This is a genomic window from Nostoc sp. LEGE 12454 (assembly GCF_056620565.1).
On record NZ_JBWQXL010000007.1, the window covers coordinates 1 to 17,545 of the forward strand.

Annotated in this window: 17 protein-coding genes and 1 pseudogene; 5 read left to right on the top strand and 13 right to left on the bottom strand. The window is 41.8% G+C overall.

The annotated features are described in order from the left end of the window. Positions 1 to 92: 92 nt before the first annotated feature. Together AC1F2U_RS09450 and AC1F2U_RS09455 are read right to left on the bottom strand one after the other, a co-directional pair. Entirely contained in the window at positions 93 to 725 is a 633-nt protein-coding gene (locus tag AC1F2U_RS09450; RefSeq protein WP_480260873.1) for a cytochrome b N-terminal domain-containing protein, read from the bottom strand. A gap of 100 nt (positions 726 to 825) precedes the next feature. Next, positions 826 to 1,521 carry an esterase/lipase family protein gene (locus AC1F2U_RS09455; RefSeq protein ID WP_480260874.1) on the bottom strand — a complete coding sequence of 232 codons (696 nt, stop codon included), beginning with the start codon at positions 1,519 to 1,521 and terminating at the stop codon, positions 826 to 828. Between the two features lie 613 nt (positions 1,522 to 2,134). Between AC1F2U_RS09455 and AC1F2U_RS09460 the strand changes: the two genes are divergently transcribed. After that, complete coding sequence (locus tag AC1F2U_RS09460; RefSeq protein ID WP_480260875.1) at positions 2,135 to 3,655, top strand: hypothetical protein; 1,521 nt, start codon at positions 2,135 to 2,137, stop codon at positions 3,653 to 3,655. Positions 3,656 to 4,104: 449 nt separating this feature from the next. On the opposite strand, the gene petJ is transcribed toward AC1F2U_RS09460, so the two are convergent. From petJ to AC1F2U_RS09490, 6 genes are all read right to left on the bottom strand, one after another. Continuing rightward, positions 4,105 to 4,449: a cytochrome c6 PetJ gene (gene petJ, locus AC1F2U_RS09465; protein WP_335005395.1), complete on the bottom strand. Its 345-nt coding sequence runs from the start codon at positions 4,447 to 4,449 to the stop codon at positions 4,105 to 4,107. 249 nt (positions 4,450 to 4,698) lie between these two features. After that, on the bottom strand, positions 4,699 to 5,115 hold the full coding sequence (gene petE, locus AC1F2U_RS09470) for a plastocyanin (RefSeq protein ID WP_480260876.1): 417 nt from the start codon (positions 5,113 to 5,115) through the stop codon (positions 4,699 to 4,701). A 242-nt stretch (positions 5,116 to 5,357) separates the two neighbouring features. Further along, a complete protein-coding gene (psbV, locus tag AC1F2U_RS09475) occupies positions 5,358 to 5,849 on the bottom strand; it encodes a photosystem II cytochrome c-550 (RefSeq protein ID WP_322671792.1) in 492 nt (163 codons plus the stop codon). Between the two features lie 134 nt (positions 5,850 to 5,983). Then, a complete protein-coding gene (locus tag AC1F2U_RS09480) occupies positions 5,984 to 6,199 on the bottom strand; it encodes a hypothetical protein (RefSeq protein WP_480260877.1) in 216 nt (71 codons plus the stop codon). A 188-nt stretch (positions 6,200 to 6,387) separates the two neighbouring features. Next, positions 6,388 to 7,224, bottom strand: coding sequence for a carbohydrate ABC transporter permease (locus tag AC1F2U_RS09485; RefSeq protein WP_480260878.1), 837 nt, complete (start codon positions 7,222 to 7,224; stop codon positions 6,388 to 6,390). Then, positions 7,221 to 8,129, bottom strand: coding sequence for a carbohydrate ABC transporter permease (locus tag AC1F2U_RS09490; protein ID WP_480260879.1), 909 nt, complete (start codon positions 8,127 to 8,129; stop codon positions 7,221 to 7,223). The genes AC1F2U_RS09485 and AC1F2U_RS09490 overlap by 4 nt, the downstream gene beginning before the upstream one ends. A gap of 173 nt (positions 8,130 to 8,302) precedes the next feature. Here AC1F2U_RS09490 and AC1F2U_RS09495 point away from each other — a divergent pair, with 173 nt between their 5' ends. Further along, on the top strand, positions 8,303 to 10,012 hold the full coding sequence (locus AC1F2U_RS09495) for an ATP-binding protein (protein ID WP_480260880.1): 1,710 nt from the start codon (positions 8,303 to 8,305) through the stop codon (positions 10,010 to 10,012). A gap of 564 nt (positions 10,013 to 10,576) precedes the next feature. On the opposite strand, the pseudogene AC1F2U_RS09500 reads toward AC1F2U_RS09495, so the two are convergent. Continuing rightward, positions 10,577 to 10,804, bottom strand: a pseudogene (locus tag AC1F2U_RS09500) (hypothetical protein); the annotation flags it as partial. A 51-nt stretch (positions 10,805 to 10,855) separates the two neighbouring features. Here AC1F2U_RS09500 and AC1F2U_RS09505 point away from each other — a divergent pair. Further along, positions 10,856 to 11,101: a type II toxin-antitoxin system Phd/YefM family antitoxin gene (locus AC1F2U_RS09505; protein WP_335031008.1), complete on the top strand. Its 246-nt coding sequence runs from the start codon at positions 10,856 to 10,858 to the stop codon at positions 11,099 to 11,101. Further along, entirely contained in the window at positions 11,098 to 11,490 is a 393-nt protein-coding gene (locus tag AC1F2U_RS09510) for a type II toxin-antitoxin system VapC family toxin (protein ID WP_480260881.1), read from the top strand. The genes AC1F2U_RS09505 and AC1F2U_RS09510 overlap by 4 nt, the downstream gene beginning before the upstream one ends. A 32-nt stretch (positions 11,491 to 11,522) precedes the next feature. On the opposite strand, the gene AC1F2U_RS09515 is transcribed toward AC1F2U_RS09510, so the two are convergent. Then, entirely contained in the window at positions 11,523 to 12,743 is a 1,221-nt protein-coding gene (locus AC1F2U_RS09515) for an ABC transporter substrate-binding protein (RefSeq protein ID WP_480261104.1), read from the bottom strand. Positions 12,744 to 12,970: 227 nt separating this feature from the next. On the opposite strand from AC1F2U_RS09515, the gene AC1F2U_RS09520 reads away from it, so the two are divergent. Continuing rightward, positions 12,971 to 14,407 (top strand): MFS transporter, encoded by a 1,437-nt coding sequence (locus AC1F2U_RS09520; protein ID WP_480260882.1) that lies wholly within the window; start codon positions 12,971 to 12,973, stop codon positions 14,405 to 14,407. A gap of 94 nt (positions 14,408 to 14,501) precedes the next feature. Here AC1F2U_RS09520 and accD read toward each other — a convergent pair whose 3' ends face one another. The 3 genes from accD to AC1F2U_RS09535 form a co-directional block, all read right to left on the bottom strand. Beyond that, positions 14,502 to 15,452, bottom strand: coding sequence for an acetyl-CoA carboxylase, carboxyltransferase subunit beta (gene accD, locus AC1F2U_RS09525; protein WP_335031014.1), 951 nt, complete (start codon positions 15,450 to 15,452; stop codon positions 14,502 to 14,504). 804 nt (positions 15,453 to 16,256) lie between these two features. Next, entirely contained in the window at positions 16,257 to 17,102 is an 846-nt protein-coding gene (locus AC1F2U_RS09530; protein ID WP_480260883.1) for a prepilin peptidase, read from the bottom strand. A gap of 166 nt (positions 17,103 to 17,268) precedes the next feature. Beyond that, entirely contained in the window at positions 17,269 to 17,529 is a 261-nt protein-coding gene (locus AC1F2U_RS09535) for a hypothetical protein (protein WP_104908437.1), read from the bottom strand. Positions 17,530 to 17,545: the final 16 nt, after the last annotated feature.

Consider the following 17,545-nt stretch of genomic DNA (forward strand, 5'->3'; position numbering starts at 1 on the left):
GAGCAGAGGAGCAGGGGGGCAGGGGGGCAGAGGAGCAGAGGGGCAGGGGGGCAGGGGGGCAGGGGAGGAATTCCTGACTCTTGACTCTTCTATTAGCCTTGAGAAGGAATAAATTCGCTTTCTGGTTTTGGCGCTTCTTGATACATTTGCCATTCCTGCCAGAGTAAAGCAGACAAATGTACTATGGCGAGAATTAGCGTCGCTACCGAAATCAGATAACTGTGGATTGTGTAAAGGTGTTCGACGGTAATTGTGTTAATGGCTCCACCACCAGTCAGGATTTCGCGCAGTTGCCCACCAATCAAAGGAATGGCTTCGATGGTTCCTAGCTCAATGCTAAAACGCCAGTACCCTTCCTGAGTCCAATCTAAAATCATCGCTGTCCAATCCAGCCCGATCGCACTTAAGGTTAACAAAATCACACTAATCCAAGCGGCCAGCCAACTCTTACGAAATTGCCGACCTAAAAACATCACCACAATTTGAATTAGAGCGATCGCAATTACTCCGTTACCAGCAATTTCATGCGCTCTCCAAAACAACCAGCCGTATGGTAGTTGTGTATTAATCATCTTCAATGAGTTATAAGCTCCGCCTGCTGTCGGTTCATAGTAAAAAGACAGCAAAATTCCGGTAGAGATATAAATTAAACACAGAGTGAAAATCACGACTGATAATATCGTCGCTATTCGTCGCAAAATCTTATCGAACTGGGTGCTTTGCATGGCTCACCCCTCCTGTTCTTAACTAAGTATTTATTCTTATTACAATTTTAGCTAAGAAATTTTAATAAATTTTACTTTTCTTATATAAAAATAAAGTTTTTTAAATCAAATATTGCACCCAAGCTTTTAAGGGTTCTGGTGAACCATACCAAATTCCAGGACTTCTGGGAGAATGCTTGACACCTTCAATTACCAGATTTTCCGCCCCCTCCAAATGAGCAGCTTCAATGGGCGTAATGCCATCTCCCCAAGTGTTACCCTTACCACAGGTTAATTGGTAACTACTGTAAGCTAACCAACTACCAGGCCGCCTTTTCCCAAAGATAGTTTTGCCAGCCACACAAACGTAACGAACGTTTTTGTAAAAAGCTCCTGGGTAGTTATTGGTGACAAAATCTAGATTGGAGCGTGTCCAGCGTTCTTGGCTAATATGAGGTGTACCCAAGGTGACGAAAGTAGCAACCAAGGGATGGGCTTGCCAGAGAAATGGTTTGACATCACCGCCTGCTAAATAGGGCTTTTCTCCCATGTAAATCCGGGATATCCAACCTCCGGCTGAGTGACCAATTAAGTTAATTTGAGTAGCATTATGTTGCTGCAATATATGCTCGATCGTGCGATCGAGTTGTTGCAAAATCGATATTACGGGTCTTACTCCCAGAGTGGGGAGCCAGTCACGCCGTCGCAGTGGCACTGTAACTGTGGGAAAATTTAACTGCTGTAGGGATTGTTCTAGTTGACGATAAGCGATCGCACTTTCTAGATATCCAGGTAAAATAACTGTCGGTAACGGCATTGAAAATTTTGGATGCAATGATTGAAGGTTTGAACTTTTTTGACGAAGAAGTAGTCATATTCAAGAGTTAGAATTGCGATCGCCTGACTTACCCCTTAGAGAAAAACCAATAGCTTTGGTGGAATTTAAGGCTAGAATGTCAATAAAATTGTACAGTTTGCAACAGTTTGAAGGGCTACCGATGTGGTAGTATTTTCAAATAGGGCCTGGTCTCGAATAAACACGTGTGTCATCTGTTACAGAAGTGTAGTTGACTGAAAAACAGTTGAAAAAACAAGGCAACTTCGGCAGATGTTTTGATGTATTCAAGCTTGTGCGTTTACTTAAACTTTATAAAACTCCCAGATATTAATCTGAATTGTGTGCGTCATAAGAATAAAAAATCAAAAGTAGTAATTTTTCAAATATCTGTTTAGCAAGCTCGAATTTTGAAAATATGATACAGCGTCATTAGATTAATAAAAACTTGAATAAATGGCAATTTTGGCGTTTTGATTGCCAACCGGGGAAGTTATTATTTCCTTATGAAGAACGCATATTTTGCAAGATATTGCAATGCCGGAAAGAGAAAATCGCTAGTCAACTGCAACTGAGTGAGTGAACGATAACAGCCATGTCTTACGTCTCCCTGCTGAAAAATATACCAGAAATCTTAAGCCAGCCAATTGGGATAGCAGCTATAGCATCCCTTGGTATCCACGGTGCGATCGCCATGATCGTACCATTGATGCCGATGGAGTCTAACAAGCCCAAAGAAACAGCATCATCCAAAACAGTTGGACTTTTGGAATTGAGCCAAGCCGATCAAAACCGTTTGCCGCAAAGCACACCCCAAATTGGTTTACAACAATTACCTCCAGTCGCCCCACTTGCAGCTCCAAACTTTAGCGTCCAACCGGGATTAACCCCATTAGCGCCATCACCATCAAGCCAGCTGGTATTACCTCCGCTACCGGCATCATCGAATAACTATCGAGTCTCTTCCTTGCCTACAAAGCAGTCTTTGCGGATGATTCCTAGTGATAATTTGCGGTTTGACGCGTCTAAATTTGATAGTTCTAAATTTAATACCAGCGCCAGATTCTCTCGACCAGTTTCTCGTGTGAATGTGAATGAGAGCGTCGCCAAATACGAGCCACCTAAGCCGCTAGCTGTAAATAGGTTGCCAGAATTGCAGTCACAGCAAATACCTGCCGATCTTCTGCGGAATCCCCAGCCTCCAATCTTATCTGACACTGCACCCGTTGCAACAGCACAGGTAAATACAGCACAGGTAAATACGACTTCGCAACCAATGACGCAACCAATTCCGAATGCGTCATCTACAATTGCTCAAAACCCGCTAATAAATTCTCTAAAACAACCTCCCAGGAATGGGGATACTTTAATTGGAACTAGGGGAAGCACCCTACAAACAGCGGATTTATCGGCGAAGGGAACTCAACAGACAATTGCACAGCTAGACTCCTACGCCAACCTGAGAAAGGAAGTCCAGCGACAATACCCCAACGCTGAACAAAAACCAGTCATCCGTCAAACATTATCCACGAATAAGTCAAATCTAGAAGGTGCTGTTTTGGGAGTATTGGTTGTAGATCCTGATGGTAAGGTCTTAGATATCAAATTTCAAGACAAGTTAATTTCCCCGGAATTGCAATTAAAAGCAAGGCAATACTTCAACAAGCAGTCCCCCAAGGGTGATAAACAGATTAGTTCCTATCCATTTAACCTACGTTTCCAAAACAGCACGAGCAATCTTACTGGGACTACTCAAGAGCAAAACCCCTCGTCATTATCTACACCGGGAATCAATAACAATCAGCTTACCCCCTCACCAGCAGCTACTTTTAAACCATTACCTAATTTACAAATCAGGAATAACCCGCCTACGTCCTCACCAACAGGTACTCTAAAACCATTAATTACACCAGCAGCTACTCCCAAACCATTATCTGAACTGCAAATTAAAAATAACCAGTCTACGCCTTCATCGGCAGCTACTACTTCTGAACCTTTATTGTTGCCAAGAATCAATCAGGGTCAGTCTACATCTGCTGCTGAATCAGATAAAAAATTAGTAGAACGGTTGCGCGAAGTCAAGGAAAACAGACAAAAGTCTAATCCAGAAAAATAATCGCCCGTTGATAATTTCGGATTCAGGTAGGGGTAATATTATCTAGACCATTTGCAGTGTCTCATAAACAAGCAGTTACTCTACGAGTTGTCCCCTGGAGTAACCGCAGGGTATTATCCCTATCTGAAAAATTTTTTGCATAACTCCTGTTTAAAATACAATACGTTTGGGTTAAGAGTTATTGGTGTAGTTTCAAGACAGGATAAATCGCGTCTCTACATCATGGTTTTGGGTTTAAAATATTGTTTTTGGTAGTTGACAAATTAGCGATCGCTAGTTCGTCATACATAATACTTAATTTAGAAGTTCGTTAAAAGGTTCCAAGAAAGAAATGCACAGAGGGATTTCCAACAAATAAATTCTCTAATGTTTTCGGGTGAGCGTCTAGCTAGCTATTAACTAAAGATAGGCAAACGCTCACCACAAAAAAACTATACAGTATAGCTACTTTACCAACCTTGTTCTGCATTTTGAAAAACGTAAGCAGCTACCTCTAGAATCTCCTCAGAACTTAACTTGGCTTTAAAAGCAGGCATGGCATTTTTACCATTTTGTACTTGATGGATAATCGCCTCGATTGAGTCTTGATTATAATTTTCTAGGTACTTTGACAATGCTTCCTTTTTCAAGGTTTTCTGGTTGATAAGGATGTTACCGCCACCTATATGGCAAGAAGCGCAGTTAGCCTCGAAAATTTTAGCACCGTTAGATGTTTCGGCAGCTAGTGCTGGACTAATGAATGTGAATTTGAATAGGGCGATCGCCGACAGTAGAATTAATAAAAGTATTCTCAACAGTATTTCCTCGCAACAAGCCTCCAGCAAGAGTATAAACGCGATTAATCCCTGATTAAGTCAAATTTGATCAAAATTGGCGGTAACAAGTTCACTCCTCGATACGCTACACATTGTTTAGCGTCTTAGGGAAGGATAGAACTCGTTACCGCCATTTCTGCATTTTGTGCGTCACTCTAGGAGTGTAGCGTGTGGCGATGAGCTAATTTCACTGAGTAATCATCTCGTGTCAAACGCTGGTGTTTCTAGCTATTGGACAGTGATTGTACCAACCATACCAGCACCACGATGAGGTTCACAGTAGAAGGTGTAGTCACCAGCAGGTGCGTCTGCTGCAAAGGTGGTTGTTTCCTTTTGGCCAGGACTCATGAGCAACTTCTTATGAGACAGAGATTTAGCTAAATCGGCGCTTTTAGTGGGGTTTTTGGTAGCATCAAACACAACATTATGGGGAGGAACTTTATTGTTCACCCATTCAATAGTGTCACCTGGTTTGACGGTCAACTTTTTCGGTTCAAATGCTAGCAGTCCTTTATCGCTACCCAATTTCACCTGGTAGGTTTCAGCCGAAGCACTGGGAGTAAAAACAGCAAAGCTGCTAACAACTAAAAGGATTGTCAACACAGCTAAACTAAGGCGTCGCCAGCTTGCCGAAATTAATTTCATAGCTCTCTCCTAACAAACAATTTTTTTCCCTTTCTCATTTTAAATAAAATCAACACCAAATATGACAATCTGTCATAGATCAATTTTTTTTTTAAGAATGGAGAGCAATTTATTGCAAAAAGCTGTCCAATAAGCAGTAAATGGGGAATGGGGAACGGGGAATTAGGAGTAGGGACTGAATTCTTCCCAATACCCTATTCCCAATGCCCAATACCCTATTCCCAATGACTCAACTCCGGGATTTAGTAATAGATTTTTCCGCCTCCCCACTTAGTACCAACGATTTTGGGTTGTAAGAGAATATGACCGGCGATCGCTTCCAAGTCATCATCCGTCAGATTTCGCACTGCTGTGAAAATATCTGCACTTTTGAGACTGGGGTGTATTTCGGAAATTTCTTCTTCCCCGTCGTAAGTAGTGGGATTTTTCAGGTAATCTACTAAACCTTCAATGTTGTTACGGTTAGGTGTTGCCAGTGCCAAGTCCTCTGGAGTGAGTCCCACGTTTTGGTTTGTCTTGGTAACTCCACCAGCATGACATTGGGCGCAAGCGTAATTAAATAAGCGTTTGCCTTCTTTGACTTGTTTAAGGCTGAGTACAACGGTATCACCTTGAGCATTTAATGGCACTGTTCGGGTAGCTTTGTCTAGTTCCACTGCTGTCGCGCTACCGACAATCAACTGAAACGAGAGTAAAACAGTAGCCACAACAACGCCAATTAGTCTTATAAACATGTTTCCCCTTAAAGATTTTGACGCTCAACACAGCTAAGAACGCGATTCTCAATCTCCAAGCTGCTAATTGCTAATGACTCATTAGTTTTTTATCATTAGCTATCAGTTATTAGCGAAAGTTCTGAGATAACCCTTCAGGGGACTTCGTTATCACCCGCTGAGTTACTAGTACCTTTCGGGCGCATCTCAGACGATATTTGGGAAATAATTGCCCTTGCATCTTCTAACGCCAAACGGGTCTTTTGGTGTTTGTAGGCGATTCCCAGTTGGTTGCACAGAGAAAACACTTGTTCTACAGGAATGCTGTAGTCAGCTGCTATCTCTGCGATCGATAGGTCTGCAAAACCCATAATGCTTGTTTACTGATAGATAGAGATTGAGTCGCTGTAATACCAATATCACGTTAGGAGTGCAATTTGTTGCCCAAAATACTGTTTTGGGAATAGGGCATAGGGAATGGGGCGTGGGGAATCGGGCATAGGGAACAGAGAGAGCAAAGGAGAATAATTAACGCCCAATGCCCAATGCCCAATGCCTATTAACCTTTTCCCCCGGTAAAGGTGACGCTTTGAATAAAGTAACGATTAAAAAAAGCATAAATACCTAAAGCTGGCAGGGTAAAGACCATAGAAGCCGCCATAATGTAGTTCCAATAGCTGATGTATTGACCTTTGAAGGTGTTCAGCCCCAAAGGAAGGGTAAACATTTCTGGGTCAAATAGGATAACTATGGGCAGTAAAAAATTATTCCAACTTCCCATGAACACAAAAACTGCTTGTGCTGCTAGTGCTGGTTTTGCCAAAGGTAAAACAATGTGTCGAAAAATTCCAAAGGTATTTAAGCCATCGAGTTGAGCTGCTTCTTCTAGCTCTTTAGGAAAATTAACGAAAAACTGTCGCATCATGAAGATAAAAGTGGCATTAACCATGCTAGGAACAATCATGCCTTGATAAGAATTCAGCCAGCCGATCGCTTTCAAAATCAAAAATGTGGGAATTAGGGTGATTTGCGTCGGTACTGCCAGCACAGCCAAAATTAGGAAGAACCAAAAGCGCTTGCCCACAAAGCGCAGTCTTGCCAAAGCATAACCAGCCATTGAATTTAACAATAAGTTTAAAAGCGTGACGCTGACAGCGATCGCTACACTGTTGAACAACCAGCGCCAAAACAGCGGTTCTTGGAGAAAGATTTGTCTGTAGTTATCGAGAGTAAAATTCTTAGGGAGAAAGTTGGGTTCACCACTGACAATCTCTGTTAGCGGCTTAAATGATGCTGAAAGTGCCCAGAGAAAGGGAATTAGGGTAACGATCGCATAGAGTGTCAGCAAGACGTACAACAGGGCTTTGAGCCAGGAGAAGCCAGAAATGTTAGTCAAATCTGTTCGCCTCCAAAAAGTCGCCGCTGAATCAAAGTGATGGCAATGATGACTGATGCTAACAGAAATGCGATCGCAGATGCATATCCCATTTGTAAATTTCGAAATACAGCTTGATAAATCAGCAGCACCACAGTTAAGGTAGCGTTGTTTGGCCCGCCAGTACCGCCAGAGAAGATGTAAGACTGGTCAAAAAGTTGAAAAGTCCCAATTACCCCCACTGTTACCACAAAGAAGGTTACAGGCTTAAGCAAGGGAAGAGTAATGTGGATAAATTGCTGCCATCCATTTGCGCCATCAAGTTCCGCGGCCTCGTAAAGTGTTTGGGGTATATCTTGCAACGCCGCCAGATAAATCACCATGAAAAACGGTGCAGTTGACCAAATGTTCATGATCGTAATGCCTTTGAGCGCAACTGCTGGATCGCCCAACCAATTATAAGTAGGTAGCCCCACAAAGGCGAGAAAATCGTTTAGTAGCCCATCAGTGTTATAAATCCACATAAAGATGAGCGTCAGCACTGCTGAAGAGGTGACTGTCGGCAAAAAATAGAGGATACGCCACCAGTTTTTACCGCGAATCCCAGAATTCAGAGTTACTGCCAGAATTAAAACCAGGATAGTTTGAGTTGGCACAACAATAGCTACATATTCGGCTGTGTTTCTCAAAGCAATCCAAACTCTTTCATCTTCAGCTAATCGCGTGAAGTTCCGAAAACCAATGAATTCGTACTTAATACCGCCAAGAAGTTGGACTTTTTGCAGGGAAAGAAAAACGGCGTAGAGAATGGGTAAGACTACAAAAGTTCCTAAAACTAGAATGGTGGGCATCATGAACATATACCCAGCCAAGTCTTCAGTGATGTTCCATCTGGAATTTCTGCGCCGCCTGTTGATTTCAAACACTACTGAACCTCCGCTTAATCCCGCATTAACCCGACTGTAGCGATGGGTTGTGCATGATTATTTATCGTACTCCTGTACAAAAATATTTAATCTCATTAAATAATTCTCTACCTTTGGAAAGCGTAGATAAAAGCAGCAAGTCAAAAGACATCGCTTGTGTAAGTTAGCTGGATATGCAACTTAGGTTTCATTGTCCATCGGCATTAGAAATTCAAGCTCATCAGCAAGAAGATGCTTTAGGATACTCGGTAGATAGAGTTCCTAGTAAAATTCCTTTTACTTTTACTCTCAGGTGTAAATACCCAAATGAAGCTTCTATTGAACATAAAGAGGAAGTGTACGCCCATTTCCGTCTACTATTGGAACTTCCATATTATGAAATAGAGGAAGATGATGCATCTTTGCAAAATTATTTTGTAGAATTACAAAAGGCTCAAATACAAGCTGAGTCTCAGTTATTGCTGAAGATGAAAGCTGAACATTTTTACACTCTGAAATGGCAGCAGGAAAGTAAAGAATATATCTATCTTAAATATTTTGCTATTAAAACATTGGAAATTCTAGGATATGGATTGTCTAATGTCGGCTGTGAAGTTAAGTTGACTTCTAGAGATGAAGATACATCAGACGATGACGAAGAGTACCAAAGTGAAATCATAGAGGTCTATGTAAAAAATCGGATAGTGGTTGAGATAGAAACTCTAAAATACCAAGAATTTCAGGATAACAATCTCTTTTTAGATTCAATTAAAAGAGTTTTGAGGAAATCAAAAGTATGGCCAAATAAACTAGAAAGTCTTTGGTTGGTAATTTCCGGTTTTGAGATAGCACGCAACTATTACCAACTGAAAAAAGTGAAGGAAATATTAAAATATAAGTTTTCTGGATATTATGGCGATCGCTTCCAGGTTGTAATCATGGCTCCTGATTATGAAAAACACCAATTAGTCCCAGTATCCTTTGACTCTATCGACTATCCATCTTTTAATTATGGAGCTAAAAAACCTAGTTTAGTACAAGCATATCCAATTACTAACCGCGTCAAAGAATTTAAACTTAACTTTAGCCAAGTACAAGGGCTGAATGAAGAAAAAGAGAAACTAACTAGACTCCTGAAGCTGCAATCTAAAGGATATAAGAGTTCAATTGGTGGAATTCTTTTCTATGGCTTACCGGGATGTGGTAAAACTTTACTAGCAAATGCCTTTGCTAATGAGTCTGGGAGATATTTCTTGAAATTCTCTCCTGCTGATATTGTCAGTGTTTGGATAGGGCAAAGTCAAAAGAATATTCGAGATATCTTTGCTCAAGCTAAGAAAAAAGCTCCTTCACTTTTATTCATTGATGGGTTAGACAGTATTGGGTTTAATCGTAACGATGACAACGCACACACAGACCAAAAGGCAACTATCAACCAATTACTCATAGAATTAAATAATCTGCAAAATAGTGATGTAATTGTCATCGCTGCTACTAATTATTTGAGTGGTATTGATAGTGCTTTGAAGCGTTCTGGTAGATTGGATTGGAAGATTCCTGTTTTCCCACCCGATCGAGTAGAAAGAATAGATTTATTCAAACACTATCTGTCAAAAATAGATATGAATCAGCTAGTTAACTTTGAAATTATAGCAGATAAAAGTGGGAGATTTACTTCATCAGATATTGAGTTGGTTTGCCGGGAAGTCAGAAATGCTATTCTTCTAGAAGAAATAAGTTCGGCTTTAACAACTTCAGATGTAATTACTTACATTAATAATTTACAAGATGGTGGCTTAAGTCTTAACGAAGGACAAGTCAAAGATTTTTTGGAAGAGTGTAGGAGAATGAGTGTCAAAAATACTAAGTTAGAAACTCTGAAATTAGAATGGGGATTGTATTAGCAATAGGCTAAGAAAAATGGCTTAGGCGTAGCCAGTCGTAGACATCGCACCTTTTAGCAGTGTTGGAAAATAACTTTAGTAAAATGCGATACTTTCATTCTCGTAAACTGCTACTAAGAAGTATAAAAGTAGTAGCGATCGCCTACATTTAAACTTGTCTATTACTACTTTTTCGGCAGCGTTATTTTATCTTTCGTCCTACTTCGCAATTTTTAACACTACCGAGTTACATTGACTTCAAACTTCCCTACAAGGATGAACGCTTACCCATTGCTAATTCTGATGAATACATCCACGCCTGGTGGATTCAAGCGCCATCAGCCCAAGAGAAACTCTTTCCTATCCCAAATAAACCTGTAATATTTCTTAAATCGCCAAAGGTGATTTTATATTTTTGTGGTGCTGCTCCTGAACCCAAACAACTTTTATTAATTCCAAAAGTAGAACATTTCTAAATTTACCAACCTGGAATAAATTCGTATTTGCAAGGAATGCAAAAGTTTATCGAAAATGTGGAGTCTCGCCAGAAAATGGATAGTGAGAAATAGGATAATTTTTAATTGCTTAATTCATTGTTTTAATTTGCTGATTTGCTTCATTCTCTGCCTTCAGCATCGCTTGTTTTAATGGTTGTTGCCTCAACAAGGCGCTGACAAACTGATTTTCAAAGTTATTTACGATGCCTACGGCGGGCTACGCCTACGCACTTGGATACTGACCCACCTGCCACGGCGTAGCGTAATTAACACCCGCGACTAATGGCGATCGCAATGAGTCTTGGTGATAGCCGATAAATATTGAGCAATAGTTCATGCTATATCCTCTTAGAATATGACTATAGTCATGACTACGGTTATTATGAAATCAATTTCCAAAAGTAAACTCAAATCTCAACTTCTTGAGTTCTTGCGACTTGTGGAGTCAGAAGGAGAAGAAATAGTAGTTACCGATCGCGGTAAGCCAGTGGTGAAAATTTCCAAATACGCACAAGCACCTTCAACAGAAGAGTTATTTGGGGAAATGCGCGGTAAAGTGAAGTACTTTGAGGATTTAACTACACCAACCACTGAGGAATGGACACAATTGTGAAGATAGTCCTTGACACTTGTGCCCTAATCTGGTGGAGTTTAGATCCAGCCAAACTTTCTGAACAAGCTAAAGAAGCGTGCAACCAGATGGAAAGGGATAAAAATGGTCTTGTCCCTTCCATAGCTATATGGGAAATTGCGATAAAAATCAAAAATAAAAAACTAGATTTAGGAGTTAATCTTAACGATTACGTAGTGAGGCTGAAAAAGTCTAGTACCGTTCAGATTATACCCATTGATGAAAATATTTGGATGGAAAGTGTCAATTTAGAATGGGGTCATCGAGATCCAGTAGATCGAGTTGTTGTTGCACTAGCCAGAAGTAATCAAGCTGCAATAATTACATCTGATAAGGAAATAGCAAATTTTTACTCAGAGGTGATTTGGTAGAGGCAAGAAAGATTACTTACTTAGACTAAGCATTACTCCATCGTCTTAATTTGCTGATTTGCTTCATTTTCTGCGTTCAGCATCGCCTGCTTTAATGGTTGTTGCCCCAACAAGGCGCTGACAAACTGGTTATCAAAATTATTCACGATCGCACTTGGATATTTCCCCACCTGCCAGGATGTAGCATAATCCACTCCTGCCACTAATGGCGATCGCAATGGATCTCGATCGTAGCCTAAGTTCTTGGCCACTGATTTACGTGTTGGCAAAGCAAAGCCTGTTCCTGTCCATTTTTGCATTCCTTCTTTACCCGTGAGATAGGAAATCAATTCCCAAGCTTCGGCTTTGTGCTGTGCAAGATTATTCATCACGTAGGCAACGGTAAACACCATCGTCCCTTTTTTATCATTAATACTAGGTACTGGTGCAGTAGCAAACTCTACTTGGGGAAAGGTTTCAGTTAGATAGGGAATTGCCCAGTTACCTTCAATCACCATTGCTACTTTACTCTGACCAAACATTTCACTACCTGAGTTTGTCCCTACATCAGATTTTTGGGCAGAGGAGCGGTCTTTTTGATACTGGTTTATTACCAACTCTAAACCCTGTAAACCTGACTCACTGGCAAAAGTAGCATAACCATTTTTATCTACGAGTTGTCCACCAAAGGCTTTAATTTTATAAGCCTGACGCGCCAATTCTGGAATTTCGCCAAAACCGTATCTGTTAATTTTGCCTGTCAATTGCTTCGAGTAGTTACGTAATTCATCCCAAGTCGCTGGCGGATTACTCAAGCCTGCCTTGGCGAAGGCTTTTTTGTTATAAAACAGAGCCAGGGTTGAATAGTCTTTGGGAAGACCGTAAATCTGATTTTGGTATTTGAAACTGTCAAGTAGGGCATCCTCAAAATCTGTTAGGTCAAATTCGGGGGTGATGTAGTTTTCTAACGGTTCTAAGACATTCTGACTCATTAAGAAAGGAGCTTCCAGCGCATCCAGATAAAAGACATCGGGCGCAGCTTCCCCAACTAAACGAGTTTTGATTACATCCATGTATTGGTCGGAAATTACCTCATATTTGACCTTAATAGTTGGATGTTGTGCTTCAAAGTCTTGCAGTACTTGTCTCAAGAGTTTTTGCTCAACGGGAGAGCCTCCCCAACCACTAAGTTTGATGGTGACTGCGGTAGATACTAACGGTTTGCTGGGTAATTGTAGGCTTTGACAAGCAATAATAGCGATCGCGATCGCCATCATTAATGCCAAAAAATTAAATAATCCTTTATTGTTCACAAACAAATAATATTCTCTTTCCTCGCTTATACCTTGTGTTATTAAGGAATGATATTTTACTTATTTGAAATTTTGGCTGAAAATTGCAAGCTAAAATAACGAAAAATTATCAGCAATGCTAATTCAAGCATACTGAGTCCCTTTCCAACCTGATTTGTCCGAGGATACTTCACCCATAATTTATGTTGATGGATTCTGTTCAGATTGAAACAACTGCGCCACTGACTCTGGAATTTACCCAGATTGCCTCACCACCAACAGCAATCTCTTCAAACTCTCGAATTCCCAAGGATACTATTCGCACTAGTTTAAAAGCTTCCACTGCCGATTCTGTCTTAGCAGCGGTTTACTCCCTTGGAACTGGCGGGATTTTACTCAGCAATTTCTTAGTGGAATTGGGTGCTAGTCCAGTGGTATTTGGGATGCTGTCCTCTATCCCCATGTTGGTCAATCTCATTCAGCCGTTAGGTGCTTACTTGTCTGAACGCAGCACTAGCCGCTTTCAATATGCTCTTCGGACACACGGAATTGGTCGGCTGCTATGGCTGGTTTTAGTGATTGGTATTGTAAGTGCAAGCTGTGGAGTAATTAATACTCACCAGTTAGTGATATTGACACTCTTGATTGTTCTATTCAGCAATCTTTTGGGGGGACTAGGAAGCGCATCGTGGCTAAGTTGGCTAGCAACGATCGTTCCCCGGCGATTGCGAGGCAGGTATTTTGGAACACGCAATAGTGCCGCTAGTCTGACTAATTTGATTTGTGTACCAATGGCCGGTCTAGTTGTATCACATTGGTATGGGGGATCTCTACAAGGTTATGGGGTAGTCCTACTAGTAGGCATTGTGTTTGGGATTGTGGGATTGGGGTGTCAATATTTCCAGGTGGATATGAATCCGCGATTGCAAAACACTTATTGTGGTAAGTTAGTTCAAACAAGTGAGATTCAGGCAGAGGTCGTAAAAGATGAAGCAGAAACTCTACCTGAATCAAATTGTCAACTCTCTATACCTACTCCAGAAAACCAATCTGATAACAGCGTCTGGAAAAACTCTAACTTTTTGAGATTTCTCCTGTATTTCAGCTTCTGGACGCTTGCTGTTAACCTCAGCAGTCCTTTTTTTAACCTCTATATGCTCGACACCCTGAATTTGGATGTGAGCTATGTGACTTTCTACAACAGTCTTCAGGCGGGGGCGACTTTGCTGATGCTTATCTTGTGGGGAAAATTAGCAGACAAGATAGGCAATCGTCCCATCCTCATCTGTGTTGGAATTTTGGTTGCAGCCACACCACTGCTTTGGCTGGGGATTGGTGTTAACTACCTTGACATCTGGTTGTGGTTACCCCTGTTACACATCTTGCTTGGAAGTACTTGGGCGGCGATTGACTTGTGCAACAACAATATACAATTGGCGATCGCACCAATTAAAAATCAGTCTATCTATTTTGCGATCGCAGCTGCGGTTGCTGGAGCGAGTGGTGCTTTAGGCATAACTATAGGCAGCTTCATCGTCCAATTTGCTCAGTTTGGAGGCTTATTGGGCTTGTTCGCCCTCTCTAGCCTATTTCGATTAGCAGCACTTGTTCCACTCATGTTTCTTCAAGAGCCAGGCAGAGGATGAGAAGAATGAGGAGGATAAGGTAGTATTTTCTCCCTTGTCTTCCCCTGCTTCCCCTGCCTCCCCTGCCTCCCCTGCTCCCCCTGCCTCCCCTGCTCTACTCTGCGGCAGTAGAAGTCAAGGACATTGTTTCCCACAACACCATGTGAGGTGTTGTTAATACAGGCTGGTGTAGGGCAATCAGCTGGGCTAGAGTGTTCTTTAATTGGGTACGGGGTACGATATCATCAACAAAACCGTGCTGGAGCAAATCTTCAGCAGTCTGGAAATTTTCGGGTAGTTTTTCCCGCAAGGTTTGCTCAATCACTCGCCGACCAGCAAAACCAATGGTTGCTTTGGGTTCTGCCAAAATTAGATCGCCCAACATTGCAAAACTAGCGGTAACGCCGCCCGTTGTCGGATTGGTCAAAACTGGAATATATAATAGTCGGGCATCTTTATGGCGCTGTAGGGCTGCGGAGATTTTCGCCATCTGCATCAAAGAGAGCATTCCTTCTTGCATTCTCGCGCCACCGGAGGTGCAGATGATAACTACAGGATACCGCCGTTGAGTGGCTTGCTCAATCATCCGGGTGAGTCTTTCTCCCACGACCGAACCCATACTACCACCCATGAAGCGGAAGTCCATAACCCCAAGGGCAATGGGCAAACCATTGATTTGACCTAAACCAGTTCTAACGGCGTCTATTAAGCCAATTTTATCTTGTGTTTCCCGCAAGCGATCGCTGTAGAGTTTGCGATCGCGAAATTCCAGCGGATCGGTTGGACGCAAATGCTCGTCTAGCGGTTTCCAGGTATTATTATCTATCAATTGACGGATGCGCTCATCGCTGTCTACCCGATTGTGATGGCCACATTCGGCACAAACCATCTGATTTGCTTTCAGGTCTTTTGTGTATGCCAACACGCTGCACTTAGAACATTTATGCCATAAACCATCAGCAATTTCACGTTCTTGGCGCTCAAGGCTGGTAGATCCTGATTTCCGTCGATTTGCAAACCAATCAAATAGAGACTTTAAACCGCGTGATTCTTCGTTGTTAGCCATTTTTTATTTTATTTTAAGTGGGCATGAGGTCGAAAACATGTCAAACCGTATTGGGTTGTCCTTAGCCTTTTGTCATTTGTCTTTATTAATGACCCTTCGGGTTCGCCAGTTACTCATGGGGGAAACCCCCAAGACCGTACTGGCTCACTAAAGGCTACATCGTCAAACTACGCTTTTAAGCAATTCAGACCTTAATTTTCATCTTTGGTTGCCAGCTTAACGAAAATACTTATGCCAATACAAGTCTCTTGGTCTTTATTTTCAGCAGACTTAATTATATGGACGTACTGACAAAGCCATGAGAATACCAACCTCCAAATTAAGATGCTCTCCCTCTCCCACCCAAATCAATGATTCATATTGCTAGGTTTTGAACGATCGGCATCTGTTGCACTAGTTGTGCTTGCCAACGGTTAATCGTCGTTAAGAGGGTAATACAAGTCACAAGCAGAATATTATCAAAATATGAAGGGTTGATGGGGTAATGTTGGTTACAGTCACGAATTATAAAGAAGAGGCAGAGGGGCAGAGGGGCAGAGGGGCAGAGGGGTAGAGGGGCAGAGGGGCAGAGGGGTAGGGGGAAAGGGGGAGAATAATAAAATTAATCTCTTTCTCGGGAGCAACGCGAAAGAGCGAGATCCTCGTGAAATAGGCAAGGGAGGCAGGGGAAGAGAAAGAACTAAATGTATAAGTAATCTATTTCGGTAGTAAATAAGTACTAAAAATGTCTCTTTATTCCCCCTGCTCCCCTGCTCCCCTGCTCCCCTGCTCCCCTGCTCCCCTGCTCCCCTGCTCCCCTCCAATTCAAGACGCTGGAAAAAATAACCGCAGGTAGCTAGACAAAATGGCTTCGCCGCTAAACAGAGTAATTACAGATCCTAAAGCCAGAAAAGGGCCAAAAGGCATCTTTTGTCCTAAGCTTTGTCGAGATTTTTTTTGACTCGCGGTGCCTCTACGCATAATGACAGCACTACCAATTAACGCTCCCAGGAAACAAGCAATAAAACTAGCCAAAAGTAAATATTTCCAGCCTAACCAGGCTCCCATCATGGCTGCTAACTTGGCGTCACCTGCACCCATTGCAGTTTTACCAAAGGCAATGGAACCCAATAAGGCGATCGCATCAAATAACCATAAGCCCAATACTGCACCAACTATCGCCATCATCAGGTGATTTACCAATGCCACAGAACTAGCCTCTGGTAAAAAACCAACCACCATTTGAAACAAAATCCCCACCACTAAACCCGACTGAGTAAGCGGATTGGGTAGAGTCATTGTATCTAGGTCGATAAGCGATAGCGCCAATAACCAACTACAAAAAGCCCAATAGCCTATTGTTAAAATCGAAACTTGAAATACTAAAAAAATTAGCAAAAAAATTATGCCCGTCACCCCTTCTACCACGGGATAACGGACAGAAATTTTGCTTTTGCAATATCGACACCGCCCTCTTAATGAAATCCAGCCGAATACTGGTACATTGTCGTAAGCTTTTAGCTGGTTTAAGCATTTAGGACAACGAGAAGGTGGCCAAAGAATTGACAACCCAGCGGGTAGCCGATAAACAATAACGTTGAGAAAACTGCCAATAGATGCACCCAAAGCAAAGACCATTACACTCGCCGGAATGGCGAACAAAATGTCCATACAGTCATTTGTCCTTTGTCAATTTGTCCTGTGTCATTTGTCCTTTGTCATTTGTCCTTTGTCAATAACAAATGACCAATGACTAATGACCAATGACCAATGACCAATGACCAATGACCAATGACCAATGACCAATGACCAATGACCAATGACCAATGACCAATGACTAATACATGTGTGATTCAATTTGACTTAAGGGCACAAAACATTCTTGAGGTAACAGAACTGGTTGGTTAGTAAAAATAACCTTACCTCGATGAGTCACACGATTAATTGCTACACCGGAAGGTTGCCCAGCTATTTCGGGATGAACTTCACAGTGAGTATAGTATATTTGCCCAGCAGCTCTGATTACAGCAGGATCAATCAAAGGCGATTGGTTCTTTGGGGCGGTAAAATTTACTTGACCTTGTCGTAATGCGTACACTATCGACTGTTATTTG

Bases quoted from the DNA above. Each gene is read 5' to 3' on its own strand.
- AC1F2U_RS09515 (WP_480261104.1), bottom strand. From the start codon at position 12,743: ATGGCGATCGCGATCGCTATTATTGCTTGTCAAAGCCTACAATTACCC.
- petE (WP_480260876.1), bottom strand. From the start codon at position 5,115: ATGAAATTAATTTCGGCAAGCTGGCGACGCCTTAGTTTAGCTGTGTTG.
- AC1F2U_RS09530 (WP_480260883.1), bottom strand. From the start codon at position 17,102: ATGGACATTTTGTTCGCCATTCCGGCGAGTGTAATGGTCTTTGCTTTG.
- AC1F2U_RS09480 (WP_480260877.1), bottom strand. From the start codon at position 6,199: ATGGGTTTTGCAGACCTATCGATCGCAGAGATAGCAGCTGACTACAGC.
- accD (WP_335031014.1), bottom strand. From the start codon at position 15,452: ATGGCTAACAACGAAGAATCACGCGGTTTAAAGTCTCTATTTGATTGG.
- AC1F2U_RS09455 (WP_480260874.1), bottom strand. From the start codon at position 1,521: ATGCCGTTACCGACAGTTATTTTACCTGGATATCTAGAAAGTGCGATC.
- AC1F2U_RS09505 (WP_335031008.1), top strand. From the start codon at position 10,856: ATGACTACGGTTATTATGAAATCAATTTCCAAAAGTAAACTCAAATCT.
- AC1F2U_RS09450 (WP_480260873.1), bottom strand. From the start codon at position 725: ATGCAAAGCACCCAGTTCGATAAGATTTTGCGACGAATAGCGACGATA.
- AC1F2U_RS09460 (WP_480260875.1), top strand. From the start codon at position 2,135: ATGTCTTACGTCTCCCTGCTGAAAAATATACCAGAAATCTTAAGCCAG.
- AC1F2U_RS09520 (WP_480260882.1), top strand. From the start codon at position 12,971: ATGGATTCTGTTCAGATTGAAACAACTGCGCCACTGACTCTGGAATTT.
- AC1F2U_RS09495 (WP_480260880.1), top strand. From the start codon at position 8,303: ATGCAACTTAGGTTTCATTGTCCATCGGCATTAGAAATTCAAGCTCAT.
- psbV (WP_322671792.1), bottom strand. From the start codon at position 5,849: ATGTTTATAAGACTAATTGGCGTTGTTGTGGCTACTGTTTTACTCTCG.